Below are 26755 nucleotides of genomic sequence, written 5' to 3' on the forward strand. Positions count from 1 at the left end.
ATGCCGCCACTCTGCCCGGAGAATCGCGCGGCGGAACCGGGATTTACCGCTCCTCACAATTGCCCGGTGACGCGTTTGACCAGGTGACTGGTGGTGCTGTCCCCCATTCCAGCCGGCCGCCGGGTGGGGACAACCCCCATGCGACAGACCTGAACGCGCTATCTATATGGCGCGCGACACAGTCGAGAGGTATTTGGCGATGCTGTGGGCCGCCTCACGTCCGGCCCGATTCGCGCCGACCGTGGACTGCGAGGGGCCGAAGCCGATCAGATGGACCCGCGGCTCGCCCACGACCTCGGTGCCGTGCAGGCGGATGCCACCGGCCTCGTTGCGCAGCCCGAGCGGGTCGAGGTGGGCCAGCGCCGCCTTGAAGCCGGTGGCCCAGACGATCGCGTCGACGGTGGTGACGGTGCCGTCGGACTCGCGTACGCCGTGCGGCTCGATCGCGGTGAACATCGGCCGGCGGTCGAGCACACCGCGGCGCTTCGCGTCCAGGGCGTACGAGGTCCAGGCGAGCCCGGTGTAGGAGACGACGCTGCCGGTCGGCCGGCCCGCCTCGACATCCGCCACCACCTTGGCGATGGTCTCGCGGCCGGCCACCTCGGGCTGGAAGCCGTCGGTGCGGAACCAGGGCTCGCGGCGGGTGTACCAGAAGGTCTTGGCGACCTGGGAGATCTCGGCCAGCAGCTGGACGCCCGAGATACCGCCGCCGACGACCGCGACGCGGAGCCCGGCCAACCGCTCGGCCGACACATAGTCGTACGTGTGCAGTTGGACGCCCTGGAAGGTCTCCTGGCCCGGATAGTGCGGGCGGACGGGGTTGGTCCAGGTGCCGGTGGCGTTGATCACGGCTCGGGCGCTCCAGCGGCCGTGGTCGGTCTCGACGACGAGCAGCGGATCGGCCCGGCGGACGGCGGTGACCCGCACCGGGCGCAGGATCGGCGGGGCGAACGTGCGCTCGAACTCCGCGAAATAGCGCGGCACCGCCGTGCGGCTGGGTTCGGCGTCGTCGAGCGGCGGCTTGGGCAGACCGGGCAGGTCGAAGATCCCGTTCACGGTCGCCATCCGCAGCGATTCCCAGCGGTGCTGCCAGGCGCCGCCCGGCGCCGGCTCGGCGTCCAGGACCACGAAGTCGAGGCCGCGCCGCTGCAGGTGGTACGCGGCGGAGAGCCCGGACTGACCGCCACCGATCACCACTACCGTCGCTGATCGGTCGGTCATGGTGTCGCGCTCCTTGCTGTGGAAAGCCCCGCGCGGGGCCAACATCTCTCCAGGGGCGGCGTATTCCCGGCGGTTCGTCGTCCGATCAGCCCGGGCCGGTCGGCCGAATGGCCCGAACTTTCTTCACATCCGGCACCAACGGCACAAAATCGGTCGTGGTAGATGAACGGTTGATTACAGGCAACTGATCTCGCCATGGCGCTTTGATAGCGTCACGCCGCCATTGTCCGGCAGGGCGGCCCCTCCGCCTGATCGGTGAGGGCACACGGGGAGCAGTGGGCCGGGCGATGCCGTTGTCTGACGGCGATTCTTCCGGCGTCGATCCGTGCGCCCCGATCGGTCGTTCGATCAAAGGTGTCAACCACATGCCCCTCTTGAGTGTTGTTCTCCCGGTCTACCGAGTGCAGGCGTACCTGCGGGAATGCCTCGACTCCATCCTCGAGCAGACGTTCACCGACGTCGAGGTGATCGCGGTCGACGACTGCTCGCCCGACCACAGTGGCGCGATCCTCGACGAGTACGCGGCTCGCGACAAGCGCGTCCGCGTGGTGCACCTGGCCGAGAACGCCGGCCTCGGCGAGGCTCGCAACGCCGGGATGAAGCACGTCACGGGCGAGTACGTGTGGTTCATCGACAGCGACGACTGGATCACGCCGGGCGCGCTCGGCGCGGTGGCCGAGCGGCTGCGCTCGGCCGACCCCGACGTGCTGGTGGTCGATTTCGCCAAGGTCTGGTGGAACAACAAGAGCCGGCGCAGCAAGCTGTCGGCGCTGGTCCGGTCGCAGGAACTGCCCCGCACGTTCACGCTGGCCGAGTATCCCGCCATGATCAAGGTCTTCCACGTCGCGTGGAACAAGATCTTCAAGCGCGAGTTCCTGGTCGGCAACGACATCACCTATCCGACCGGGCTCTACGAGGACGTGCCGGTCGGATACCCCGTGCTGATGCTGGCCGACCGGATCTCGGTGCTCGAGCGGGTCTGCATCTACTACCGCCAGCGCCGCCGCGGGGCCATCACCTCCACCCCGGGCCGCCGGCACTTCGAGGTCTTCGACCAGTACGACCTGCTGTTCGAGCGGCTCGACCGGATCGGCCCGCGCGCCGAGCCGTTCCGGGGGCTGGTCTTCGGACGGATGCTCTATCAGTGCCTGCTGGTGCTGGACAACGCCGAGCGGGTGGCTCGCTCGGACCGGCGCGAGTTCTTCCTCGCGCTGGCCAAGGCTTACCACCGGCATCTCCCGGCGGGTGGCTACGACGAGCCGCAGGGGCAGGAGGGCCGCAAGCACCGGCTGGTCGCCCGCGGGTCGTACGCGCTCTGGAAGGCCACCCGGCTCGGCTTCCGCCTGACCAACGCGGTCAAATTCCGCGCCAAGAAGGTGCAGCGCAAGATCCGGCTGCGCAGCCGTCTGCGGATGCGGTATTACCGGTGGCACGTGCGGCGGCCGATGGACCAGAAGCTCGCGGTCTACTCGGCGTACTGGGGCAAGGGTTACGCCTGCAACCCACGGGCGGTCTACGAGAAGATGACCGAGCTGTCCCCCGGCGTACGCGGAGTCTGGGAAGTCAAGCCCGGAGCCGAGGACGCTGTGCCGCCCGGTGTCGAGACCGTCACCATCGGCACCGCCGCGCACTTCCGCGCGCTCGCCCGGGCCAAATACCTGATCTCGAACGTCAACTATCCCGGCTGGGTGCGCAAGCGGCCCGGCGCGGTGCACCTGTCGACCAACCACGGCACGCCGGTCAAGGCGATGGGCGTGGACCAGCTGAAGTTCCCGGCCGGCCTGCAGGGCATGAACATGAGCTGGCTGCTCAAGCGGTGTGATCGGTGGACCTTCAACATCAGCCCGAACGCCTACACGAGCGAGATCTGGGAGCGGGCGTACCCGTGCGACTACGAGACGCTCGAGGTCGGCTACCCGCGTAACGACGTGCTGGTCAACGCGACCGAGCACGACGTCGCCGCGGCCCGCGAGCGCCTCGGCCTGCAGCCGGGTCAGGTCGCCGTGGCCTACCTGCCGACCTATCGCGACTACGAGTTCGGCAGCGACGCCCTGCTCAACGTCGAGCGGTTCGCCGACCGGATGCCCCCCGAGACGGTGCTGCTGGTCCGGGTGCACCACTTCGACCGCTCGCATGTGGCCGGTGGTCACCCTCGGGTCATGGACCTGGGCGACTACCCCAGCGTCGAGGACATCTACCTGGCCGCGGACGCGCTGATCACCGACTACTCCTCGGTCATGTTCGACTACGCGGTGCTGGACCGTCCGATCGCCATCTACGCCGCCGACTGGAACAAATACCGGGCCAACCGCGGGGCCTACCTCGACGTGTTCACCGAGGGCCCGGGCGTCACGGCGCGCACCGAGTCGGAGCTGGTCGACCTGTTCATCTCGGGCGAGGTCTTCTCGTCGACGGCGGCCGGCACGCGCAAGGTCTTCCGGGAGCGCTTTTGCTATCTGGACGACGGCCACGCCTCGGAGCGCGTCGTGCGCCGGGTGTTCCTCGACGAGGCCGCGCAGGCCCTGCCGGGCGCGGGCGCGGTGCCTGTGGTGCACACCGAGCAGTTGCAGGAGATGCGGGCCGTCCTCGACGACACCCAGCCCCAGGAACGCTCGACCACCGACGACGACACGGACATCTCCGAGGAGCCGAGCGCGGTCGTCGGCCGCTGACGCGACGGGAGTGGCCGGTGGGGCGGGCGAGTCGAGCTCCGTCCGGCAAAGGGCGGGATTCGCCGGCGCGGGCGGCCCGGCCTTGCTGAAATCAAGAGGTGCCGCCGAACGAGGACGCTCGGGCCGCGCTCGCGATCTGGCGAGACGGCCTGATCAACCTCGGCGGCGGCAACCGGCTGATCAATCTCGACCGGAGCCGGCCCGGCATCATCACCGTCTCCGAGCCGGCCGCGGCCGAAATCGTCGACGCCGTCCAGCGGGAGCGCACCGCCTGCTTCGTCCCGGCCGACGCCGAGGAGGCACCGGCCGGACGCTCTCTGCCGCTGCACGTCACCCTCGAGCACAAGACGATGGGCCCGGTCCTGCGGCGGCTGCTCAAGCGGGTGCGGCAGGAATACCTGGACCGCGGGGTGTCGATCCTCTACCTGGCCGTCGGCCTGCTGCACTGGACCGACGAGGACGGCGAGGGCTTCGTCAGCCCGCTGCTGCTCCTGCCGGTCGACCTGCTCTCCCAGGGCCCCCGGGCCGACCCGGTACTCGGGCCGCGCGACGACGAGCCGCTGGTCAACCCGGCGCTCGCGCTGAGGCTGCGCGAGCTCGGCGTCGAACTGCCGGCTCTGGACCCGGTGGCCGACGTCGACCTGGCCGAGCTGTGGGACCGCGTCGACCGGGTGACCGCGGGCCGACCGGGCTGGTGGCGGGACGAGACGGTTGTCCTGTCGACCTTCACGTTCCACAAGGAGGCCATGTTCCGCGACCTCCTGGAGAACGAGGAACGGGTCCTGGCCAACCCGCTCGTCGAGGCACTCACCACCAAGGACCACCGGCAGCAGACCGCGGCCTTCGCGTTCGACCCGATCCCCGGCGACCAGATCGACGAGCGGGCCGCGCCCGAGGACGTCCCGCTCGTGCTGGACGCCGACTCCTCACAGCGCGCCTGCGTCGCGGCCGCCGTCGCCGGGCGCAGCTTCGTCATGGACGGGCCGCCGGGCACCGGGAAGTCGCAGACCATCGCCAACATGATCGGAGCCCTGCTGCACGCGGGGAAGCGGGTCCTGTTCGTCTCCGAGAAGGCGGCGGCGCTGGAGGTCGTGCGCAACCGCCTGTCGGAGATCGGCCTGGCCGCCTACCTCCTCGAGCTCCACAGCGCCAAGGCGGGCCGCAAGGAGGTGGCCGGCACCCTGGCCGAGGCGCTGGACAGCCTCCCGGTCGCGCCGCGCGCCCTGGATCCGTTACGGCGCACCGCCGTGCGGGAACGCCGCCGGCAACTCAACCGATTCGCCGAGGCGATGAACCGGGTGCGCGACCCGCTGAGCTACAGCCTGCACGACGTGCTCGGCATCTGCGCCCAGGCCGCCGAGCTGCCCCATGTGCCGGTCCCGGTCGACCGGGTGACCGAGCTGACCCCGCAGGACCTGAACCGGATCGACGACGCCGCCGACCGGCTACGACGGTCCTGGCGGCCGGTGGCTCAGCAGCAGACCTGTCTCTGGCGAGGCGTCGTCGACCGGGACCCGCTGCTGGGCCGGGTCCAGGCGGCGACCGAGGCGCTGGCGGCCCTGGAAACGGTGGCCGGGGTGAACGCCGAGCTGGTGGGCGCCTTCGGTCTCGACCGGCCCGAGGATGCCGCCCGGCTGTTCGCGATCGTCGAGCACGCGCGGCGGCGACCCGGGGCCGCCCGCGACGGCTGGCTCACGATCGCCGGCTTCGAGCCCGTCCGGGAAGCCTTCGACGAGCTGCGCGCGCGCCTGTCGGCTGTGCGCTCGGCCGAGCGGGAGGCCCGGGACGAGTCCGGCGTCGAGTGGCGGGACCTGCCGGACATCGCCGGTCCGTCCGAACCGCTGCAGGTCGAGTTCCACCAGCTCACCGCCGGGCAGGACACCGCGCTGGCCGACCGGTTCGCGGCCGAGGTGGAGATGCTCGAACGGCACACCGCCACGGTGGACCGGGTCGCGGACACGCTGCGGCTCCCCCGCATCGTCACGTTCGCCGACGCCGCCCGGCTCGCCGCGGTCGCCGAGGTCGCGTATCGGCCGCACCGGCCGGAGCCGTTCTGGTTCGGCGACGGCGCGACCGCGACGGTCCGGGCCGCGGCCGACGAGCTGCACCGGCACGCCGTGGCCCTGGCCGAGGCGGAGCAGAGCGCCCGGCGCTACTTCACCGAGCAGGCTCCGGAGGCACCGGTCGACGAGCTGGCCGAGCGCTTCGCGACCGTGCACCACGGTCTGCGCCGCGTGCTCGGCGCCTACCGGCGGGACAAGCGGGCCGTCGGCGCGCTGACCCGGCCCGAGGTGAGCCCGGCGGAGGCTCTCGCTCATCTCGACGCGGCCGTCGCCTGGAAGCGGGCCCGGCACGAGTTCGGCCGGGCCGAGCACGACCTCGCGGGCTGGCTCGGTCGCTATTGGCGGGGCCGGGGCACCGATTTCGGCGCGGTGCGGGAAGCCCTGCGGACGACCGGGGAAGTGGTTTCGACGGTCCCGGCCGAGGCGCTGCCCACGGTGGTCGAGCACATCTGCCGGCCCGTTCCCGACGAGCACCTCATCGCGGCGGCTGTCGAGGCCCGGGACGCCTTCACCCGATGGCAGGCGGCGGCCCCGCGTGAGCTCGCGCTGGGCGGCGTACGGGAGGCGGTGGACTGGCTGCGGGACCACGAGCCACCGCTGCGCGCCGCCGCGACGTTCATCACCCGCTACGCCGAGGTCATCGGGCGCGACCTGGACTTCGCCACCGCGCAGCGCCTCGGCCGGCTGCGCCGGGCGGCGGCCGGGGCCGACGCCGCCCTGGTGGCCGGCGACCACCACTACGGCAGCGTGCTGGGGGCCGCCTATCGAGGGACCGCCACCGACGAGGCCGCGCTGGCCGACGCCCTGGACTGGACGGCCCGGGCTCGCCGCCTGGCCACCGGCGCCGATCAGCCGCTGTCCCCGGCCCAGGTGCGGGCGCTGTCCGACGGTCGATACACCGAAGCCCTGCCGGACCGGCTGGCGGCCTGGCGGACCGCCCGGACCCGGATCGTCGACGCGTTCGCGGCGCACCGGCACGCGGAGCTGCTCGCGGACCTCGACGACTACGACCACGCCCGGACCTGCTCGACGACCTGCGGACCGACAGCGCCGGTCAGGAGGAGTGGTTCGTCCACCTCGAGGCGCGGGAGGTGCTGGCCGAATACGGCCTCGACCCGGTCGTCGACTTCTGCGCCGAGCGCCGGATCGCCGCCGATCAGTTTCGCCCGCTGGTCGAGGCGACCGTCCTGCGGGCCTGGGCCGACGACGTCCTGCGCCGCGACGAGGCGCTGCAGCCCGTGCGGGCCGAGGACCGGGACCATCTGGTCGCCGAGTATCAGCGGCTCGATCACGAGCTGATCGCCGCCGCGGTCAGTGAGATCATCACCCGGGTCAACCAGCAGCGGCCGCCGGCGTCCGCGGTCGGCGAGCCGGGCCTGATCCGCCGGGAGGGCCTGCGCAAACGCGGGCACAAGCCGGTCCGCGAGCTGATCTCGCAGGCCCGCAACGCGGTGCTGGCGCTCAAGCCCTGCTTCATGATGTCGCCGCTCGCGGTCAGCCAGTACCTTCCGCCCGACCTCGAGTTCGACGTCGTCATCTTCGACGAGGCCTCGCAGGTCACGCCGGGCGACGCGATCAACTGCATCTATCGCGGGCGGGCCCTCATCACGGCCGGCGACGACCGGCAGCTGCCGCCGACCTCGTTCTTCGAGCGCGTCGTCGAGGAGGACGAGACCGAGGAGCCCGACACGGAGGTGCGCGACTACCAGTCGATCCTGGAGCTCTCCAAGGCCTGCGGCGCCTTCGAGAACCTCGGGCTGCGCTGGCACTACCGCAGCCGGCACGAGGCGCTGATCGCCTTCTCCAACCACGCCTTCTACGGCGGACGGCTGGTCACCTTTCCGAGCGCCAACGCGGAGAGCCCCGACCTCGGCATCGAGCTTCTCCCGGTCGACGGCATCTATCGGCGTGGGGCCGGTCGCGACAATCCCCTCGAGGCCGTCGCCGTGGCCGAGCGGGTCGTCCACCACTTCACCACCCGCCCGGGCCTGTCGCTGGGCGTCGTCGCGTTCTCGGTGGCGCAGGCCGACGCGATCGAGGAGGCGGTGGATCGCGCACTGGCCGAGCGCCCCGACCTCGAACGGTTCCGCGACGACGACCGGCTCAGCGGCTTCTTCGTCAAGAACCTGGAGGCGGTGCAGGGCGACGAGCGCGACGTCATCATCTTCTCGATCGGCTACGGCTTCGACGAGTTCGGCAAGATCACCGGGAACTTCGGCGCGCTGAACCGGCCCAAGGGCTGGCGGCGGCTCAACGTCGCCATCACCCGGGCCCGGCAACGGGTGGAGGTCGTCTCGTCCATCCGGGCCGGCGACATCCCCGAGACCGGCAACGAGAGCGTCCGGAACCTGGTCGCCTATCTCGACTACGCCGAGCGGGGCTTGCCGGCGCTCGCGCTCGAGTTCGCCGACCAGCACCGCGACACCGACAGCCCGTTCGAGGACGCGGTGCTGGAGACCATCAGGTCGTGGGGCTACCGGGCGACCCCGCAGGTGGGGGCGGCCGGCTATCGGATCGACATCGGCGTACGCCATCCCGGCTACCCGGGTGAGGTGTACGCGCTCGGTGTCGAATGCGACGGCGCGATGTACCACTCGTCGCCGTCGGCCCGCGACCGCGACCGGTTGCGCGAGCAGATCCTGACCGGCCTGGGCTGGACCCTGCACCGGATCTGGGGCACCGCCTGGTATCGCCACCGGGTGCGGGAGGAGGAGCGCCTGCGGGCGGCGATCGAGGCGGCCGTCGCCGGCCGGGTCGAGGGCCGGCTCACCCGCCCGGCCCCCGAGCGCCCGGCGGTGCGCCGGGAGGCGGTGCAGCAGTCGGCCACGCCGGCCTGGAACCGGCCCTATGAGAAGGCTCACCTCGATCCGTTGCCGGCCTGGGTCAGCGTCCTGGAGCACGACATGGCGCCGGCCCTGGAACGCCTGGTGACCGTCGAGGGCCCGGTCCACCTCGCCGTCGTGCATCAGCGCCTGCGGGACGCCTGGCACATCGGCCGGGTCGGCACCCAGATCAAGGCGGCGATCGCCTCGGCGATCCGCCGGGCCCCGGTGAGCTGGGACGGCACGTTCCTGGCGATCCCCGGCCGGCCGGTGACCGTGGCCCGGGGTCCGGGCGACGGTGTCTCCCGCTCGGTCGACCGGATCGCCGACGACGAGCTCGGCTTCGCCCTGGTCAGCCTGGTCACCGACGGCGGCACGGTCGCCGAGCCGGATCTCAAGACCGCCGCGGCGCGTGTCTTCGGCTGGGCCCGCCGCGGCCCCGACATCGACGCCCGCCTCACCGCCGTGCTGGCCGGGCTGGTCGACGCCGGGCAGCTGGCGCGGAGCGCGGACGGCCGGCTATCGGCCCGCGAGGTGGGCCACTAGCAGCGCCCCGGTGGCCTCCAGGTGGGCGCGCATGGCGGCCTCGGCGGCAGCACCGTCGCGGGCCAGGACGGCGGTGACAACCGGCTCGTGCTCGGCGTGGATCTCGGCCAGGGTGCGGCCGCTGGCCGTGGTGGGCGGGCCGAGCAGGGCGGTGGTCGAGCGCAACTGGGCCACGATGGCGGCGGCCCGGGTGTTGCCGGCCGCCCGCAGCAGCAGGTCGTGCAGGGCGCGGTCGGCCGGCCAGAACGACGCCTCGTCGGCCACGGCCATGGCATCGAGCGCGGCGCGGATGGCCGCGTGCTGCTCGGCCGAGCCGTGGAGTGCGGCCTTGCGGGCGGCGGCGGGCTCCAGGGCGAGACGGATCTCGACGATCTCCTCGATGTCGCAAGCCCGTGGGGGCAGGACGCGGAAGCCGCGGTTGCGCCGGATCTCGACCAGGCCGGCCTCGGCCAGGCGAAGCATGCCCTCGCGGACCGGGCTGCGGGAGACGCCGAGCAGGTCGGCCAGCTGATACACCGAATAGGTGGTCTCGGGCAGCAGCTCCCCGGCGGCGATGCCCTCGCGGACGGCGAGAGCGACGGCGTCGGCCAGGGAGGGCGCCTCCGGCGGGAGGGTCAGCGACGGCATGAGTAACATGTTACCCATGAGCGATGTGGTGGCGGCACTGGAGAAGGCCGGTCTCGAGGTGCGAGCCGACGCGGGCACGCGGGGGATGTATGCCTCGGACGCGTCGCTCTACCGCATCCCGCCGCTGGCTGTGGTGCGGCCGCGGCACGTCGACGAGGTGGCGGCGGCGCTGGCGGTCGCGCGGGAGACGGGCACGCCGTTCACGTCGCGCGGGGCGGGCACGTCGGTGGCCGGCAACGCGGTCGGGCGCGGCATCGTGCTCGACTTCTCCCGCCACCTCAACCGGGTGCTCGAGATCGACCCCTCGTCCCGGACGGCGGTGGTCGAGCCGGGCACGGTCCACGCCGTGCTGCAGAAGGCGGCCACCCCGCATGGCGTCCGGTTCGGGCCCGACCCGTCGACCCACCCGCGCTGCACGATCGGCGGCATGATCGGGAACAACGCCTGCGGGTCGCGTTCGCTGGCCTATGGGCGCACCTCCGACAACGTGGCCGGGCTGGAACTGCTGACCGCGGCCGGCGACAAGCTGGACACGACGGCGCCGCACGGGCCGGTGGTCGACGAGCTGCGGACCGTCGTCGGCCGCCATCTGGCCACCGCGCGCACCGAGTTCGACCGCTTCGGCCGGCAGGTCTCCGGCTATGCCGTCCAGCACCTGCTGCCCGAGCGGTTCGACCTCACCCAGGCGATGGTCGGCTCCGAGGGCACGCTCGCGGTGATCACCCGGGCGACCGTGAAACTCGTGGTCGACTCGCCGGTCCGGGTGGTCGTCGTGCTCGGGTTCCGCGACATCGTCGCCGCCGGTGAGGCCTCCCCGGCCGTCGTGGCGCACGGTCCGACCTCCTGTGAGGGGCTCGATTCCCGGCTGCTCGACGTGCTGCGGGCCCGGCGCGGCCCGGCCGCCGTCCCGCCGCTGCCGCGCGGCGGCGCCTGGCTCTTCGTCGAGCTGGCGGGCGACGACCTGGGCGAGGTGGAGGCGCGGGCGCGGACACTCGCGTCCGACGGCATCGCCGACGACGCCCTGGTGGTCAGCGATCCCCTGACCCAGGCCCGGTTGTGGCGGATCCGGGAGGACGGCGCGGGGCTGGCCGGCCGGGCCCCGTCGGATCGGCCGGCCTGGCCGGGCTGGGAGGACGCGGCCGTCCCGCCGGCCCGGCTGGGCGCCTACCTCGCGCAGTTCGACGAGCTCGTCGCGGCCTACGGGATGACCTCGGCGCCCTTCGGGCACTTCGGTGACGGCTGCATGCACGTCCGGCTGGACTTCCCCCTCGACCAGCCGGGCGGCACAAAGGTGATGCGGGACTTCCTGGTCGACGCGGCGAAGCTGGTGGGCGAGTTCGGCGGGTCGCTGTCGGGTGAGCACGGCGACGGCCGGGCCCGCTCGGAGCTGCTGCCCCACATGTACTCCCCCGACGCCCTCGCGCTCTTCGCCGGCATCAAGCGGGCCTTCGACCCGGGCAACCTGCTCAACCCGGGCGTGCTGGTCGACCCCGACCCGGTCGACGCCGACGTGCGCCCGGCCGGGCGGTTCCCGCTCAAGGAGCTCGCGCTGGCCTACCCGCACGACGGCGGCGACCTGGCGCAGGCCGTGCACCGCTGCACCGGCGTCGGCAAGTGCCGGGCCGACAACTCGGCACTGCACGGCGTCATGTGCCCGTCGTATCTGGCCACCCGCGAGGAGAAGGACTCGACCCGCGGCCGGGCCCGGGTGCTGCAGGAGGTGGTCCGGGGTGAGTTGTCGTGGTCGGACCCGTCCGTGCACGACTCGCTCGACCTGTGCCTGTCGTGCAAGGGCTGCGCGTCGGACTGCCCGACCGGCATCGACATGGCCACCTACAAATCCGAGGTGCTGCACCAGACCTATCGCGGGCGGTTGCGGCCACGGTCGCACTACACGCTGGGGAAGCTGCCGTTCTGGGCCCGCCTCGCCGGGTGGACGCCGCGGCTGGCCAACCTCGGCACCCGGCTGCCGGGCATCCGCAGCCTGGCCCTGTGGCTGGCCGGTGTCGACAAGCGACGGTCGGTCCCGGCTTTCGCGCGCCGCCCGTTCCGCCGCACGTTCCGGCCCCGTCCGAGCTCGGCGCGACCCGTGATCCTGTTCGCCGACTCGTTCTCCGACGCGTTCTCACCCGAGGTGGCCGAGGCCACCGTACGCGTGTTGCGCGCGGCCGGATACGAGCCGCGACTCCCGTCCGGCTCGGTCTGCTGCGGCCTCACCTGGATCACGACCGGTCAGCTCGACCCGGCCAAGAAGATCCTTTCCCGTACGGTGGCCACGCTGGCGCCCGACGCGCGCAACGGCATTCCGATCGTCGGCATCGAGCCCTCGTGCACCGCGGTGCTCCGCTCGGACGTGCACGAGCTGCTCCCCGGCTCCGACGACGCGGCCGTGGTCGCCTCGTCGGTGCGCACGCTGGCCGAACTGCTGGCCGAGACCCCCGGCTGGACCCCACCCGACCTGTCCGGCGTCTCGGTGATCGCCCAGCCGCACTGCCACCACCACGCCGTACTGGGCTGGAAGGCCGACGCCGACCTGCTCGCCTCGACCGGCGCCCAGGTCGAGCGGCTCGCGGGCTGCTGCGGCCTGGCCGGCAACTTCGGCGTCGAGATCGGCCACTACGACGTCTCGGTGGCGGTGGCCGGGCAGAACCTGTTGCCCGCGCTGGACTCGGCCCCCGACGCGGTGGTCCTGGCCGACGGCTTCTCCTGCCGGACCCAGGTGGCCGATCTGCGCGACCGCCCGGCTGTGCACCTGGCCCAGTTGCTGGACGGCATGCCCGGCCGCGCATCCGGGTAGACCTACCGCCATGGGCTTCCTCTTCTGGCTACGCCTGGCCGTGCTGCTCGCCGGCGCCGGCGTGGCGGTCCACGGCTGCTACGTGCTCGCGACCGGCCGCCTGTCGGGCCGGTCGCGGGCCGCGTTCCGGTCGACCCGGGACGCCGGGATGTATTCGCTGTGCAGCGGGCTGGGTCTGATCTTCCTGGCCCTCGGGCAATCGGTCCCCGACGACTGGGATCTCTCGATCGTGCTCATCCTGATCGCGTTGGCCCTGACCCTGACCTTCATGGGGCTGGCCTTCCTCCGATACCGGCCGCGGAAGCGGAGCCGCTGAGGCCTACCGCTTCCGCCGGTCGCTCACCCGAGCAGGGCCCGGGCGACGGCGCGGCCGGAGAGCCAGGCGGTCTCCACGCGCGGGCGTCCGAAAGCGTCGCCGCACAGCCAGATCCGGCCGTCGGCCGCGTACGGGGCGTCGACCGGCTCGGGCTGAGCGTAGGTCCAGCGGTGCACGTGCACCTCGGGCTGCGCGGAGAGGGCGAGCACCTCACCGACGGCATCGGCCAGGAGCGGCCCGGCGGTCGCCGGGTCGTCGAGGTGCCGGGCGGCCAGCTCGGGGGTGGAATGCGCGACCAGGACCGGGGCGCCGTCGCCGCGGCGGTCGCCGTCGTCGCAGACGGTGGCCAGCGCCGGGTGGCCGTTGACGAAGGCGCCGCGCAGGTCGCCCCACTCGCGGGCCGGGTAGGTCAGGACGGCGGCGATCACCGGCTTCCAGGTCTGCGCCGTGGCCGCCGCCTCGACGGCCGGCGGCGGAGCAAGACGCAGCGCCTGCGGACCGGGCATGGCGAGCACCACGGCGTCCGCGTCCGCCGGCAACTCGCCGAGCTCGGTCGAAAGTCGCACGTCGAGCCCGTCCGCGAGGTCGGTGGCGAGCGACCGCAACCCCCCGGGAGCCGCCCATCGCATCGGCCCGGTCGTCGTCTCGCCGCCGGGATAGACCCGCAAGGTGTCGGTCCACCGCCGAGCCATCCCCCGCGACTCCCAGTCCTGGGCCTGCGCCGCGAACCCCGGATCGTCGGCCACGAAATAGGCGGCCCCGATGTCCGCATAGCGACCGTCGTAGCGCTTGCTGGCCAGCCGGCCACCGACCACCCGGCCCCGCTCGAGCACCCGGACCCGGGCCCCGTCCTCGGTCAGAGCCCGCGCACACGACAGCCCGGCGATCCCGGCTCCCACCACGACAACGTCCATGACCGGAACCTACCCAGTTCCCCGTCCGGCATCCCGCTGCGACGCGGCGAGCAGGCGCAATCCGTCGTGGGCGGCGCTGCCGGGCGCGGCGGTCAGGGCGATGAGCTGCTGCTCGGGGTCGGCCGCGTCGGTCAGGGTCGACCAGTCGAGGTCGAGGTCGCCGGCGATCGGATGACGCAAGGCCTTGGTGCCCGCGGTCCGGACGGCCACCCGGTGGTCACCCCACCACCGGCGGAAATCTCGATCCCGTACCGACAGCTCACCCACCAGCGTGATCAGGCGCGGATCGTCCGGGTCGCGCGCCGCCTCCATCCGGAGCTGGGCCACGCAGGCCCGGGCCGCGTACTCCCAGTCGAGATACATGGCCCGCACCCCGGGGTCGCAGAACACCAGGCGGACGAAGTTGCGCTCGGTCGCGGGCAACCGGGCGAAATCGGTGAACAGCGCGGCACCGAGCGGGTTCCAGGCCAGGATGTCGGTGCACCGGCCCAGGACGAAGGCCGGAGTGCCGGTGAGATCGTCGAGCAGTCGCCGCAGCTGCGGTTGCACCCGCTGAACCCGGCGCGGACGCGGACGACCGGCATCCTTGCCGGACAGCTCGAAGAGATAGGCCCGCTCGTCCGGGTCCAGCCGCAGGACCCGGGCCAGGGCGTCGAGGACCGGCTCCCCGGCCCGGCGCCGGCCCTGTTCCAGGCGGGTGTAGTAATCCGGGCTGATCGACGCCAGCTGCGCGACCTCCTCCCGGCGCAGGCCCGGGACCCGGCGCCGGCCGTCGTCGGGAAGCCCGGCGGCGGCCGGGCTCAGCTCCCTGCGGCGGGCCTTGAGGAAGTCGCCCAGTTCGGTGCCCATACGATCAAGTGTCACACCGCGGGACCGCCGCTGAGGGGGCCAGTTCTGTCCCTGTTCGCACCGGGCCTCGCGTGTCACCGTCGGGGCATGAAGATCGACGTCACGTTCCCCAGCAGCAACCTCTCGCTCGCCGGCATCCTGTTCCTGCCCGACGCGGCCACCGCGGGCCGGCTCCCGGCGGTGGTCGTCGGCCATCCCGGCGGCGGGGTCAAGGAGCAGACGGCGAGCATCTATGCCGAGCGGCTGGCCCGTGAGGGGTTCGCGGCACTGGTCTTCGACGCCGCGTATCAGGGTGAGAGCGAGGGCGAACCGCGAGGTCTGGAGAATCCCGTGCAGCGGGCCGAGGACGTCAAGTCGGCGGTGAGCTTCCTGACCACCCGCGACGAGATCGACGCGGATCGGATCGGCGGGCTGGGCATCTGCGCCTCCGGTGGTTACCTGTCCTTCGCCGCCCAGACCGACCTGCGGATGAAGGCCGTCGCCACGGTCAGCGGGACGGATCTGGGCACGGTGATGCGGGACGGTCTCGGCCACACCCAGAGCCCGGCGGCCACCCGTGCGCTCCTCGAGCTGTCCAACGCCGCGCGCACGGCGGAGGCCCGTGGCGAGGGTGTCGCCCGGCAGGAGTGGATCACCGATGCCGTCGACGCGGAGACCTTCGAGTACTACCGCACGCCCCGCGGCCAGCATCCCCGTGCGGTCCAGCCGTGGCCGGTGCGCAGCCTCGACATGATCGTCCAGTACGACTCGTTCGCCCTGATCCACCTCATCGCGCCCCGCCCGCTGCTGATGATCATCGGCTCGGACGCGAACACGGCGTACATGAGCCGCGAGGCCATCGCCCGCGCGGTCGAGCCCAAGGAGCTGTTCGTGATCGACGGCGGCACCCACATCTCGCTCTACGACACCGACGAGCACGTCACCCAGGCCGTCACCCGGCTCGCCGCGTTCTACAGCCGGCATCTCGCCGCCTGAACCGGCCTGGGCACAATGGGCCCATGACGAGCTCGGGTTCGGTGCGCACCTTCGACGCGGACGAGGGCTGGGGCGTCATCGACGGTCCCGATGTGCCCGGCGGTTGCTGGGTGTCCTTCTCGGTCATCGCGATGGAGGGCTATCGGGCCCTGGAGCCGGGGCAACAGGTGTCCTTCCGGGCCGAGTCGGCCAGTCAGGACGGATACGCCTATCGGGCCACGAAGGTGTGGACTGAAGCGACCGAGCCACCCGACCAGCCGCAGACCTGGGGCAACTCCCAGGCCTACCACAGCACGCTGACGCTGACTTTCGACAGCCCCGATCAAGAGAACGGGTAGGGCTGGGCGTCGCGGCCGTAACCGCCGCCCGGGGTCACTCGTTGGTGGAGTTACCCCTCGCACTGATTCGGACGATTGTATGGAAGGTGTGGTCGCCGGTCTGCTGGCCGGCTGCTCCGGCGTCATCGCCGTGCTGATGGCCCGCACTGCCTGGGAAGGACAGGCGGCCGGGCCCCGCCGGCGCGCCCTCGCCCTGGCCGGCGGCGTCGCGCTCACCGCGCTGGCCGGAGCGGCGAGCGGCCTGGCCGATCTGCTGGCGCCCGGGGCGCAGGTCGACGGCGTCCCGCTGGCGGCCGAGATCCCGCTGGTCTGCGTCTTCCTGGTGACGGCGCTCTATCTCCCCGCGCTGCTGCGCCCGCCCCAGCGGCGGGAGGCGCTGGCCCGGCTGCGGGTCGGGCTGGACACGCTAGGTGTGTGGGCGAGCCTGGTGTACGCGGTGTGGATGCTGCTGTTCGCCGACGGCGGCGAGCGGCGTGGCGCCACGATCACCGCAATCATCTTCGGCGGCGGCGCGATCGCCGTCGCCGCGGTCACCGGCGTGCACGCGCTGCGCCACCGGGCCGCGCTGCAGTGGTGCGGGACGGCCGCGGCGCTCTCCCTGACCGGGCTGACGGCCCTCGTCATCGCCCGCGACTTCCCCGGTCAGGCCAACGCCGCCATCGCCGGTCTGGCCGCGGCGGCCGCGATCAACGTGGCCGCGGCCGGGCTGTGGCACGGCTCGGTGCGGATCTCGCCCGACACCCGGCCGGTGCCGCCGCCGGGCAGCGAGTCGGTCGCCAGCTTCCCGCTGCTCGGCCTGCTGATCCTCTCCTCGGCCCTGGCCACCGTCTACCACCTGATCGACGGCGGCCGCCTCGACGCCGTCTCGATCATGCTGGGGGCTCTCGCGATCACCGCCGTGGCAACCCGGGAATGGGTGTCGGCGACCGTGCTGCGCCGCCAGGCCCGGCACCTCATCGATCAGGGCAACCGGCTGCGCGGCCTGATGTTCGGCTCGGCCGAGGTGGCGATGATCCTGGACGCCAACCTGGCCGTGCGCTGGCAGTCGCCGGCCGCTGCCCGTCAGTTCGGGCTGTCCGATCAGGAGGTTCTCGGCCGCGCGGTGTCGGTGCTGGTCGACCCGGAGCAGGTCGAGACGGTGCACGCCTTCCTGACCGAGCGCCTCGAGCGTCCGCAGGCGAGCGCGCTGGCGGTGCGGCTGCGCGACGGCTTCGGCCGGTGGCGCGAGACCGAGTGGACCACGAACGGCGCCGACCCGGCCGAGCCCGGCCACACGCTGGTCGTGCACATCCGCGACGTCACCCGCACCCACGACCTCGAACAGACGCTCCGCCGGACGACCCACCTCGACCCGCAGACCGGCCTGACCAACGCGGCCGGCCTGCTGCGGGCGGCCGAGCTGGTCCCCGACGCGGCCGCGATGATCGTCGTCGAGCTGAGCGGGCTGACCGCGGTCGGCGATGTGCACGGGCGCGACCTGGCCGAGGTGGTGCTGGTCGAGGCCGCGCGCCGGTTGCGCTCCCGGGTCGCCGACGCCGACATCCCGGCCCGGCTGAGCGAGACCCGGTTCGCGGTGCTGACCCACTGCGGCGCCGTGCGGGCCCAGCTGCTCGCGGGTCAACTGGTCAACGCGCTGTCCGCGCCCTACACGACGGCGGAGACGGTCGCCCACCTGTCGGCCTGGGCCGGGCTGGCCGACCTGACCGGCGACGACACCACCGACGAGGTCGTGCGCCGGGCGTCGCTCGCGCTGCGATCCGTACGGTCCGGGCCGCCGGGCGCGGTGGAGTGGTACGAGGCGGAGATGGAGGCGCGGCTGCTGCGCCGATCGACGCTCGAGCAGGATCTGCCGGGGGCGGTGGCGCGCGGCCAGATCGACGTCAGCTATCAGCCGATCCTCGAGCTGCCGGGCCGCCGTCCGGCCGGGGTCGAGGCCGTGCCGGCCTGGCGGCATCCGGTGCTGGGTGTGGTGGCGGCGGACGAGCTGCTGTCGCTGGCCGAGGATCTGGGGCTGCTGGTCACGATCGGGCACGGCGTGCTGCACCACTCGTGCCGCCGGCTCGCTGGGTGGCGGCGGCGGCACCGCGACCTCTGGCTGGCCGTCGACATCCGGCCCCGGGAGCTGGTCGACCCGGCCTTCCCGGCCCATCTGCAGCGGGCCCTGGAGGAGCACGACCTGCCCCACTCGGCCCTGGTCCTCGAGATCGCCGAGCACCACCTTTCCGACGTACGCGATGAGGCGCACCAGCCGCCGGTCGAGGACGTCGCGGCCGCACTCGGCCGCCTGCGGGCGCAGGGCGTGCGGACAGCCGTCGACAACTTCGGCACCGGTCCGACCACCCTGAGCCGCCTGCGCATCCTCCCGATCGACCTGCTGAAGATCGACCGCGAGGTGTTCGACCCGGCCCTGTCGTTCCGCCGGCCCGGCGCGGTGATGGACGTGGCGGTGACGCTGGGCCGCCGCCTCGGCCTCGAGGTGATCGCCCAGGGCATCGAGGACGACGCCGACCTCGACGCCGCCCGGACCGCCGGCTGCCGGCTGGGCCAGGGCAGCCTGCTGGGCCGCCCGATGCCCGCCGAACGCCTGGAGGCCCTGCTGGACCAGCTCCACGACGCCGGGCGCCGACCTTAGCGCCGGACGAACTCGCGCAGGTTGACCAGCAGCACCGCGGCCGAGGCGACCAGCAGGGTGAAGGTGACGACGTAGCGGCCGTCGAACCACAGCACCACCAGCAGGACGATCGCGGCGACGGCCAGGATCAGGCGCAGCAGGACGGCCAGCAGTTTGCCGCGGAAGAGCCCCTCGACGCAGAGCAGGCCCAGCAGCCAGATGGCGGCGATGTCGAGGCCGGAGCGGCCCAGCGGTGAGACCGCCACGGCGATGGCCCAGAGCAGCAGCGGGGTGCTCAGCACGGCCCACCACGACATCAGCCGGCCACGCAGGCCGGTGGCCGCCTCCATCGGCAGGCGCCGGTGCATCAGGTGGGCGTGCGGGTGCTGGGCGACGGTCTCGGCCGTGACGGTGCGGGACTGCTCGTCGGCCAGCCGGGTCCGTTCCATCCGCAGAGCCAGCAGCCGGCGCTCCACCGGGTGCAGCGCCCGGACCTCGGGCGAGGCCACCGGCAGGCCGGCGGCGGCCCGGACGAGCTGGCGGCGCAGCGTCGCGATCTCGGCGTCGAGCGCCGTCAGCCGGTCGTCGTTCTCCCGGGTACGGAGCTCGACCAGCGCCCGCTCGGCGCCGGGGTTCGGGGCGACCTTGGCCAGACCGGCCCAGCCGACCGGGTCGGCCCACGACTGCCGGGCGGTGCCGTCGCGCCCGTATCGGGGACCGGCCGGGCCGCGCTCACCACCGAGCCGGTCCCGGGTGTCGCGCCCCCACAGGCCGCGGTAGTCGCGCACCCATGGGGTGTCGTCACCGATCACCACCGGGTGCCAGGCTTCCGGCTGCCCGGGGCCGACCGCCCGGCCGTCGCCGCGGGCGTAGTCGACGTACGGGATGCCGACCGCCTGCTGTCCCTCGGCCGCCCAGGGTGCGAACAGCCGGGCCGACCAGCGCAGGACGCTGACCAGCCCGCGGAGCCGCGGCGGGCGTACGGTGATCAGATAGTCGCCGGGCAGATAGGCGCCCGAGTGGGAGCCCGCCCCGACGTGCACGACCGGGTGCCGCCCGCCGACCAGCGTGAGATCCGGGTCGTCCCAGCGCCGCCGCAGGTCGTCACCGGTCTCGTCGTGCGCCGAGAAGACCACCCAGCGCGGCTCGGGCAACCCGTCGGGCCCGGTCTCGCCGGTGCCGTCCAGATAGACGGTGACGTGCTCCCAGTCGGCCTCGTGCTCGTTGACCCCGCCGAACGCCGACCGCCAGTTGTTGAAGCTGTAGAAATACCAGTACTGGCAGACGATCCACGGGTCGTCGCGCAGCACCCGGCCGTAATAGGTGAGCTTGTCCGGCTTCAGGTGGTCGCGCTGGAGCAGGAACGAGTGGGCCGCGCTGCCGCCGGGCACGCTGCCGCGGAAAAGCAGCGAGATCCGGTTGGCCGTGTCGATCAGCCGCGCGGTGATGCCGACCGACGCCAACCGGCTCGACCGGCGCAGGTGCGGGGGCCGCTCGCGCAACGGGATGTGCGACGCCCCGAGCCGCTGGTCGGCCCCGGCCACCAGCGACAGCGAGAGCGAGAGGCCCTGCTCGGCGCCGGCCGCCACGTCCAGCCCGTCGAGCGTCAGCATGCCCGGCGGCACCTGCTGCACGGGGCTCTCGCCGGGCTCGGCCCGCCAGAGCCCGGCCCGGCTCACATACCGCTCGGCCGAGACGGGAAAGAAGTATTCCCCCTGCGTGAACCGGGCCACCGGCTCGTAGGCGCGCAGCAGAAACAGCTCGTCCTCGTTCCCCACGTCGGCACGCTACCGCCCGCGGGGCCGGGACATCACCTTTCCCCAGCGTCGCGATAGCGTGGCCGACCATGACGACCACTCCGGGAGCCGGGCTCAGCCGGCTGAACGCGATCTACCGGCAGGGCGTGCTCGGACGCCGGCCGGCCGTGCCGGCGGATTTCGGGGAACTCGAGCGGCGGGCCCGGCGGGCCAGCAGTGCCACCGCTTGGGCGTACGTGGCCGGTGGCGCCGGGGAAGGCCGGACGATGCGCCGCAACCGGGCCGCCTTCGACCGCTGGGCGATCGTGCCCCGGATGGCGTCGGCCGCCGTCGACCGCGACCTCTCTGTCGAGCTGCTCGGCTCCCGGCACGCCACTCCGGTGCTGCTGGCCCCGATCGGGGCCGGGGCGCTGATGGGTGACGACAGCGACCTGCACATCGCCCGGGCCGCTGCCGCGACCGGCACGACATACGTCTTCTCCAACCAGGGCTGCACCCCGATGGAGGACTGCGCGGCGGCGATGGGTGACGCCTCCCGGTGGTTCCAGCTCTATTGGAGCAAGGACGACGGGCTCGTGGACAGCCTCATCGCGCGGGCCGAGGCGGCCGGGGCGGGTGCCCTGGTCGTCACGCTCGACACCACCGTGCTGGGCTGGCGGCCACAGGACCTCAATCTCGGTTCGCTGCCGTTCAGCCGGGGGCAGGGCATCGCGCAGTACACGTCGGATCCGCGTTTCCGGCAGATCGTCGCCGAGCGGATCGCCCGGCCGGCCCGGCGCGAGGCCACCCCGGTCACGCCGGGCGCGATCCGGACCCTGCTCGCCATGAGCCGCAACCATCCCGGCCGGTTCTGGGCCAACCTGCGCTCACCGGAGCCGCGAGCATCGGTCGAGACGTTCCTCGACATCTATTCCAATCCGGGGCTGAGCTGGGATCATCTGGCCACCCTGCGCGATCGGACGAAGCTTCCGGTGGTTCTGAAGGGAATCCTGCATCCGGACGACGCCCGGCGCGCGTTCGAACTCGGCGCGAGCGCGGTCGTGGTGTCCAACCACGGCGGTCGTCAGGTCGACAACGCCGTCGCGTCACTGGACGCCCTCGTCGCCATCCGCGAGGAGCTCGGCCCGGAGCCGACGCTGCTGCTCGACAGCGGCATCCGGTCGGGCGCGGACGTCTTCACCGCGCTGGCCCTCGGCGCCGACGCGGTCCTGCTGGGCCGGCCCTACATGTACGGCTTGGCGCTGGCCGGGCAGAGCGGCGTCGAGGACGTCGTCCGCAACGTCGTCGCCGAGCTCGACCTGACGATGGCCCTGACCGGCACCCGCGACATCCCGGCGATCGGCCGGGAGCTGGTGATCGCACAAACACGCCAGGTGGGCGGGAAGACGCTCCAACCGACGGGGAAAGAAGGCACAACAGCGGCGGAGCTCTTCTCTTGACGGTCCTGGGCAAGCTGCCCCAGCCCATGCGGAAGCGTTTCCTGGTAGCGGCCGCTGCGGCCCTGGGAGTGATCCTCCTGGCGGTCGCCGCAGTGACGGTGAACCGTCGCTCGGCAAGCGACATACCCGCGGCCGCGCCGCAGCTGACCGCCAGCGCCGACTATCCGATCATCTGGCCGCAGGCGCTGGTGGGTGGGAAGACCGCATCGGGACCGGCGACCGATGATCCGGGACCGGCTGCCGAGCAGTTCCTCAGCGAACTCGGCGTCCCCACGTCCGACCTGACCTTCTCGGTCGAGCGGGACAGCGGGGATGAAGCGCGGTTGGTCGAGGTGACGACCCGGAACGGGAGCGTGCTCGGCACGGTCAGCCTGCGCTGGGACGCCGGCGGCCAGACGTGGGGCGTGCAGGCCATGCAGTCACCGCGCACCACCGTGCGCAACCCCGAGCCGAACGGTGCGGTCAACCCGCCGCTGTCGGTCAACTTCCGGACCGATACCGGTGGCACGGCGCGGGTACGTCTGCTGGACGCCCGCAACTCCCAGGAGTTGACCAACTGGTCGGAGAGGATCGACGCGGACGAGGACTGGCAGGCGAACGCCAACTTCACGAGGGACGCGAACCCGTTCCCCGGATACCTGGTGCTGACCGTGCAGGACGGCGATGGACGGTTCACCAGTGTTGTCGTGATGCCGCTGACGGTGCGTATCCCCGGCACGTAATCAACCGATGGCTCGACCAGCCGGCCATTCGGGCCGGTTGCACACAGCTTGAGCCGCCCGCGTCAGAGGAGCCGGGTCACCGCCTCGACGAAGGCGTCCGGCTCCTCGATCTGCGCGAAGTGGCCACTGTTCTCGAGGATCGCCAGCTGCGCACCGGCGATGCCCTCGTGCAGCATCCCGGCCCAGACCGGCCCGCAGATGAAGTCGTGCCGGCCGGTCACGACGACCGTGGGGGCGGCGATCCGCGGCAGGTCCGGGCGGTAGTCGATGGTTGTGGAGCCGAAATCCGTGACCCAGGAACGAATGTCGCGTCGCAGGGGCTCGAATTCGGCGCGCCGGCCCCAGAAGTCGGCGAAATAGATGGGCAGCGCGGCCCGGAGCACGGCCGACTTCTCCTCGGCGGTCCGCACCGCCTCGAAACCGCTGAGCGCCGCCACCACCCCGGCCACCTCGGGGAGGCCGGCGTGCCGTTGCCCGTACGCCTCGGCAGCGGCCTGCTCGGCCGCCCAGAAAGTCGCGTCCGTGGTCGGCGAGGTGCTGTAGAGGGCCAGTCCCGCCGTACGGTCCGGGTATCGGATCGCGAAGCGCTGGGCCACGAAGCCGCCGTGCGAATGGCCCAGCACGTGCACCCGCGGCACGCCCAGCTGCTCGACGGTGGCGTGCAGGAAATCGACGTACGTGTCCACATAGGTCGCATCGGGCGGCAGCGGCCCGGAGTCCCCGGTCCCGATGGGCTCGAGATAGACCATCGTGAAATGCTCCTCGAGGCGCTCGGAGCGCAGGTAGGAGTACTCGACGCCGGGCCCGCCGGAGTGGGCGACCATCACCGGGCCCCGGCCGGCCACGTGGTAGGCCTGCCTGGTGCCCCGAAAGACGAAGTTCATGCCGTGTGCGCACCGATCCAGGAAAGCGTCGTGTCGGCCAGCTCGCGCCAGCCGTGGTCGAGCGGCGCGCTGTGGCCGCGGTCGGGGAAGGTGACGAGGTCGGTGCGGGCCCGTGAGCCGGCATAGAGGCGGTGCGCACCGCGGACCACGACCTCGGGGACGGTGTGGTCCCGGCCGTTGGCGATCATCAGCAGCGGGCCCCGGTCGGCGCGGGCGGTGTCGACCGTCGAGGCCGCGTCGCGGGTGAAGGCGGCCGTCGACACCTCGAAGAGCGGACGGCCCGGGCCCGGGATGGTCACCCGCCGATGGAGCTCGGCCGACTCGTCCGCGGTCAGCGTGTTGCCGAAGGAGTAGGCGAACTGTTTCTCGGTCAGGGCGACCGTCCGGTGCTTGTTGCCGGGCCGTGACAACACCGGGAACGCCGACCGCAGCAGGCTGAACGGCACCGCCCGGACGCCCTTGACCGGAGCCGGCGAGATCGCCACCCCGGCCGCGCCCAGCCCCCGGCTGAGCAGCTTCTGGACGATCAGGCCGCCGAAGGAGTGCCCGATGAGGATCGGCGGCCGATCCATGGCCGCCAGGACCTTGGCGTACGCGTCGGTGATGTCCTCGACGCCGACGCCGTTCAGGCCGGTCGGGTCGGCGCGGGTGGCCGCGACGGTTTCCCGGTCACCCGGCCAGCCCGGCGCGAACGTCTCGTGACCACGCCCGGCGAACAGCTCGCGCCAGGGCTGCCAGGAGTCGGAATGGATCCACAGACCGTGGAGGAAGACGACCGGGTTCATGGGTGACCTCGTTCTCGCGGAGGAGGCCGACCGTATTCGCCGCCACTTGACGACGACTTGATCAGCGGTCGAGGGGCGAGAACGCGGCTCGCGGGTCGAGGAGCCGGCCGGCGGCGTACTCGGCGGCGAAGGCGGGCGGCCCGAGCGCCTCCAGGGCGGCCGAGCGGACGGCGGCCAGGTCGGCGGCGTCGTCCGGATCCGGTACCTGGCCCAGTTCGGCGAAGGCGGCATCGGTGACGCCGACCAGGCGGGCCGCCCGGGCCGGGTCGTTCCCGGCCGAGGCGAGGGCGGCGGCGGCCAGGCACACGTACGGCACGAAGTCGTTCCAGCCGTGGCCGAACACCCGCTCGCGCCCCTGGGCGAACAGCCGGCGCGCCTCGTCGACCCGGCCCAGCTTCAGCTCGACGAACGCCAGGTTGTGATACTCCGCATTGACCTGCCGGGACTGCCCGAGCTCCTCGTTGAGCGCGATGCTCGCGCGATAGAGGTCGCGCGCCCGCTCCAGGTCGCCGGACATCCGCGCGACGGCGGCCAGCACGTGCCGCGGCCGCTCCTCCAGGCGCCGGTCGCCGGAGAGCTCGGCCACCTCCAGCGCCTTGCGCGCGCGGGCCTCGCCCTCGGCCAGGTCGCCGCCGCGGATCGCCACCCGGGCCAGGCTGTAACGGGCCTCGACCTCGCCCGCCGCGTCCCCCGCGGCCCGGGCCCGCGCTGTCTCGGCCTCGCTCAGGGACACCACGGTGTCGGTCTCGCCGCGCCGGAAGGCCGACCGCACCCGGTCACTGAAATTCATGATCCCTCCATCGTCTCGAGCGTCCGGTGGTTGGCAGGCACCGTAGCCAGGCCCAGTTGACGAGTACTTCATCGGTTCAGCCGGCGTCATTACGTCATCCGACGTAGTCAGAGCACCATCCCTGCTGACTACCGTCGATCCCGGGGGTGGTTGTCGTGGGGGAAGCGATATATCTGCAGGTCCTCGGCCCGTTGCGGCTGTGGCGGGGGGACACCGAGGTGGATCCGGGGCCACATCAGCAGCGCGCGGTGCTGGCGCTGCTGGCCGCCCGCGGCGGGCAGCCGGTCGGCATGAGCGAGCTGATCGACCTGATCTGGGGTCATCAGGCGCCGCCGAGCGCCGTCAACGTCATCCACAAGTACGTCGGGGCGCTGCGCCGCGTCTTCGAGCCCGGCCTGCCGCCCCGGGTGGCCGGGACCTACGTGGCCCGGCTGGGCAACGGTTACCGCTTCCGGGCCGGACCGGAGAACCTCGACCTCATCGCCTTCCGCGGGCTCGTGGCCGAGGCGCGGGCGCATGCCGCCCGCGACGAGGCGGGTCCGGCGCTCGACCGCTACACCGAGGCTCTGCGGCTCGGCCACGGGCCGGCCGGCGACGGGGTCACCGGCGCGACCCCGGCCCGGGCCGTCTTCGCCGGTCTGGACAACGAGCTCTCCGACGCCCTCGTCGCGGCCGCCGCGGTGGCGATCCGGCTGCGCCGGCCGGCGCTGCTGCTGACGCCGCTGCGGCAAGCCGCCGAGCGCGACCCGCTGAACGAGGACGTGCAGGCCGGCCTGGTGTCCGCCCTCGCCGCAGCCGGTCATCAGGCCGAGGCGGTGGCCACCTACCGCTCGGTCGCCGCCCGGCTGGCCGACGAGCTCGGCATCGACCCCGGGCCGGGCCTGCGGGAGGCCTACCGGCGGGTGCTGACCCAGACCGTGTTGCCGCCGGCCGAGTGGGCACCCGGGCCGATCCATCCGGCGCAGTTGCCGCCGGACCGGCCGCTGTTCGCCGGGCGCGAGGGTGAGCTGGCCGCGCTGCACCGGCTGGCCGACCGGCTGCGCGATCCGGGGCGGGCCGGTCCGCTGGTGGTGGCGGTCGACGGCGCGGCCGGCACGGGCAAGTCGACGCTCGCTGTGCGCTTTGCCCACCTGGTCGCCGCGGGGTTCTCCGACGGTCAGCTCTATCTCGATCTGCGGGGTGACCACCGGGCCGGCGTGGACGAGTCGCTCCGATCGATGCTGCTCGGCCTGGGTGTCCGCCCACCGGACATGCCCGACACGTTCGACGCGCGGGTGGGGGCGTACCGCAGCCTGACCGCCGGCCGGCGGATGCTGGTGCTGCTGGACAACGTGTGCGACGCCGCGCAGGTCCGCCCGTTGCTGCCCAGCTCCGCCCGCGGTCTCGTGCTGCTCACCAGCCGGCGGCCGCTGCTGCCCCTGGCCGCCCGGGACGGCGCGCACCTGGTGCGCCTCGACCGGCCCGGCCAGCACGCGCGGGAGCCCGTCGAGCGACGACGGCCCGCGCTGCCGGGCGAGCCCTGCGGCCGCCGGCCGGTGGCTCTGGCACTGCTCGCGGCCCGGCTCACCGCACGACCCGAAGTGGCAGGCATGACCGCCGCGGGATGAAGTGTCCGTCAACAATGGAC

At 72.9% G+C, this 26755-nt stretch carries 19 protein-coding genes; 11 read left to right on the forward strand and 8 right to left on the reverse strand.

Features of this window, described 5'->3' with window-relative positions; translation table 11 throughout:
• Window positions 1-162 precede the first annotated feature (162 nt).
• Window positions 163-1221, reverse strand: coding sequence for an FAD-dependent oxidoreductase (locus NAG42_RS16775; RefSeq protein ID WP_250031221.1), 1059 nt, complete (start codon window positions 1219-1221; stop codon window positions 163-165).
• Window positions 1222-1586: 365 nt separating this feature from the next.
• Here NAG42_RS16775 and NAG42_RS16780 point away from each other — a divergent pair, with 365 nt between their 5' ends.
• The 3 genes from NAG42_RS16780 (at window position 1587) to NAG42_RS16790 (ending at window position 9324) form a co-directional block, all read left to right on the forward strand.
• Window positions 1587-3893 (forward strand): bifunctional glycosyltransferase/CDP-glycerol:glycerophosphate glycerophosphotransferase, encoded by a 2307-nt coding sequence (locus NAG42_RS16780; protein WP_250031222.1) that lies wholly within the window; start codon window positions 1587-1589, stop codon window positions 3891-3893.
• A gap of 98 nt (window positions 3894-3991) precedes the next feature.
• Window positions 3992-7255, forward strand: a complete 3264-nt coding sequence (locus tag NAG42_RS44905; protein WP_250031223.1) for a DUF4011 domain-containing protein — start codon at window positions 3992-3994, stop codon at window positions 7253-7255.
• 179 nt (window positions 7256-7434) lie between these two features.
• Window positions 7435-9324, forward strand: a complete 1890-nt coding sequence (locus NAG42_RS16790; RefSeq protein ID WP_250031453.1) for a DUF3320 domain-containing protein — start codon at window positions 7435-7437, stop codon at window positions 9322-9324.
• Here the strand turns inward: NAG42_RS16790 and NAG42_RS16795 are convergent.
• Complete coding sequence (locus NAG42_RS16795; protein ID WP_250031224.1) at window positions 9298-9951, reverse strand: GntR family transcriptional regulator; 654 nt, start codon at window positions 9949-9951, stop codon at window positions 9298-9300. The two genes, NAG42_RS16790 and NAG42_RS16795, sit on opposite strands and share 27 nt — an antisense overlap.
• A 16-nt stretch (window positions 9952-9967) precedes the next feature.
• On the opposite strand from NAG42_RS16795, the gene NAG42_RS16800 reads away from it, so the two are divergent.
• Both NAG42_RS16800 and NAG42_RS16805 read left to right on the forward strand, forming a co-directional pair.
• Window positions 9968-12748, forward strand: a complete 2781-nt coding sequence (locus NAG42_RS16800; RefSeq protein WP_250031225.1) for an FAD-binding and (Fe-S)-binding domain-containing protein — start codon at window positions 9968-9970, stop codon at window positions 12746-12748.
• Between the two features lie 10 nt (window positions 12749-12758).
• On the forward strand, window positions 12759-13064 hold the full coding sequence (locus NAG42_RS16805; protein ID WP_250031226.1) for a hypothetical protein: 306 nt from the start codon (window positions 12759-12761) through the stop codon (window positions 13062-13064).
• A gap of 23 nt (window positions 13065-13087) precedes the next feature.
• On the opposite strand, the gene NAG42_RS16810 is transcribed toward NAG42_RS16805, so the two are convergent.
• Together NAG42_RS16810 and NAG42_RS16815 are read right to left on the reverse strand one after the other, a co-directional pair.
• Window positions 13088-13978, reverse strand: a complete 891-nt coding sequence (locus NAG42_RS16810) for an NAD(P)/FAD-dependent oxidoreductase (RefSeq protein WP_250031227.1) — start codon at window positions 13976-13978, stop codon at window positions 13088-13090.
• A 9-nt stretch (window positions 13979-13987) separates the two neighbouring features.
• Entirely contained in the window at window positions 13988-14827 is an 840-nt protein-coding gene (locus tag NAG42_RS16815; protein WP_250031228.1) for a helix-turn-helix domain-containing protein, read from the reverse strand.
• An 87-nt stretch (window positions 14828-14914) separates the two neighbouring features.
• Between NAG42_RS16815 and NAG42_RS16820 the strand changes: the two genes are divergently transcribed.
• The 3 genes from NAG42_RS16820 (at window position 14915) to NAG42_RS16830 (ending at window position 18772) form a co-directional block, all read left to right on the forward strand.
• Entirely contained in the window at window positions 14915-15802 is an 888-nt protein-coding gene (locus NAG42_RS16820) for an alpha/beta hydrolase (RefSeq protein WP_250031229.1), read from the forward strand.
• A 23-nt stretch (window positions 15803-15825) separates the two neighbouring features.
• Window positions 15826-16140: a cold-shock protein gene (locus NAG42_RS44120; protein WP_284045417.1), complete on the forward strand. Its 315-nt coding sequence runs from the start codon at window positions 15826-15828 to the stop codon at window positions 16138-16140.
• Between the two features lie 79 nt (window positions 16141-16219).
• Window positions 16220-18772, forward strand: coding sequence for an EAL domain-containing protein (locus tag NAG42_RS16830; RefSeq protein WP_250031230.1), 2553 nt, complete (start codon window positions 16220-16222; stop codon window positions 18770-18772).
• On the opposite strand, the gene NAG42_RS16835 is transcribed toward NAG42_RS16830, so the two are convergent.
• Window positions 18769-20529: a hypothetical protein gene (locus NAG42_RS16835; protein WP_250031231.1), complete on the reverse strand. Its 1761-nt coding sequence runs from the start codon at window positions 20527-20529 to the stop codon at window positions 18769-18771. The genes NAG42_RS16830 and NAG42_RS16835 overlap by 4 nt on opposite strands.
• A 68-nt stretch (window positions 20530-20597) precedes the next feature.
• Between NAG42_RS16835 and NAG42_RS16840 the strand changes: the two genes are divergently transcribed.
• Window positions 20598-21947: an alpha-hydroxy-acid oxidizing protein gene (locus NAG42_RS16840; protein WP_250031232.1), complete on the forward strand. Its 1350-nt coding sequence runs from the start codon at window positions 20598-20600 to the stop codon at window positions 21945-21947.
• A 26-nt stretch (window positions 21948-21973) separates the two neighbouring features.
• Window positions 21974-22669 (forward strand): hypothetical protein, encoded by a 696-nt coding sequence (locus NAG42_RS16845; protein WP_250031233.1) that lies wholly within the window; start codon window positions 21974-21976, stop codon window positions 22667-22669.
• Window positions 22670-22731: 62 nt separating this feature from the next.
• Here NAG42_RS16845 and NAG42_RS16850 read toward each other — a convergent pair whose 3' ends face one another.
• The 3 genes from NAG42_RS16850 to NAG42_RS16860 form a co-directional block, all read right to left on the reverse strand.
• Window positions 22732-23553: an alpha/beta fold hydrolase gene (locus NAG42_RS16850; protein WP_250031234.1), complete on the reverse strand. Its 822-nt coding sequence runs from the start codon at window positions 23551-23553 to the stop codon at window positions 22732-22734.
• Window positions 23550-24338, reverse strand: a complete 789-nt coding sequence (locus NAG42_RS16855; RefSeq protein ID WP_250031235.1) for an alpha/beta hydrolase — start codon at window positions 24336-24338, stop codon at window positions 23550-23552. The genes NAG42_RS16850 and NAG42_RS16855 overlap by 4 nt, the downstream gene beginning before the upstream one ends.
• A gap of 61 nt (window positions 24339-24399) precedes the next feature.
• The gene (locus tag NAG42_RS16860; RefSeq protein WP_250031236.1) at window positions 24400-25128 is read right to left on the reverse strand and encodes a tetratricopeptide repeat protein; all 729 of its coding nucleotides are present in this window, start codon (window positions 25126-25128) and stop codon (window positions 24400-24402) included.
• A 155-nt stretch (window positions 25129-25283) separates the two neighbouring features.
• Between NAG42_RS16860 and NAG42_RS16865 the strand changes: the two genes are divergently transcribed.
• A complete protein-coding gene (locus NAG42_RS16865) occupies window positions 25284-26735 on the forward strand; it encodes an AfsR/SARP family transcriptional regulator (protein WP_250031237.1) in 1452 nt (483 codons plus the stop codon).
• The last annotated feature ends 20 nt before the right edge of the window (window positions 26736-26755 follow it).

It is taken from the genome of Paractinoplanes maris (assembly GCF_023544465.1).
Classification (GTDB): Bacteria; Actinomycetota; Actinomycetes; order Mycobacteriales; family Micromonosporaceae; genus Actinoplanes; species Actinoplanes maris.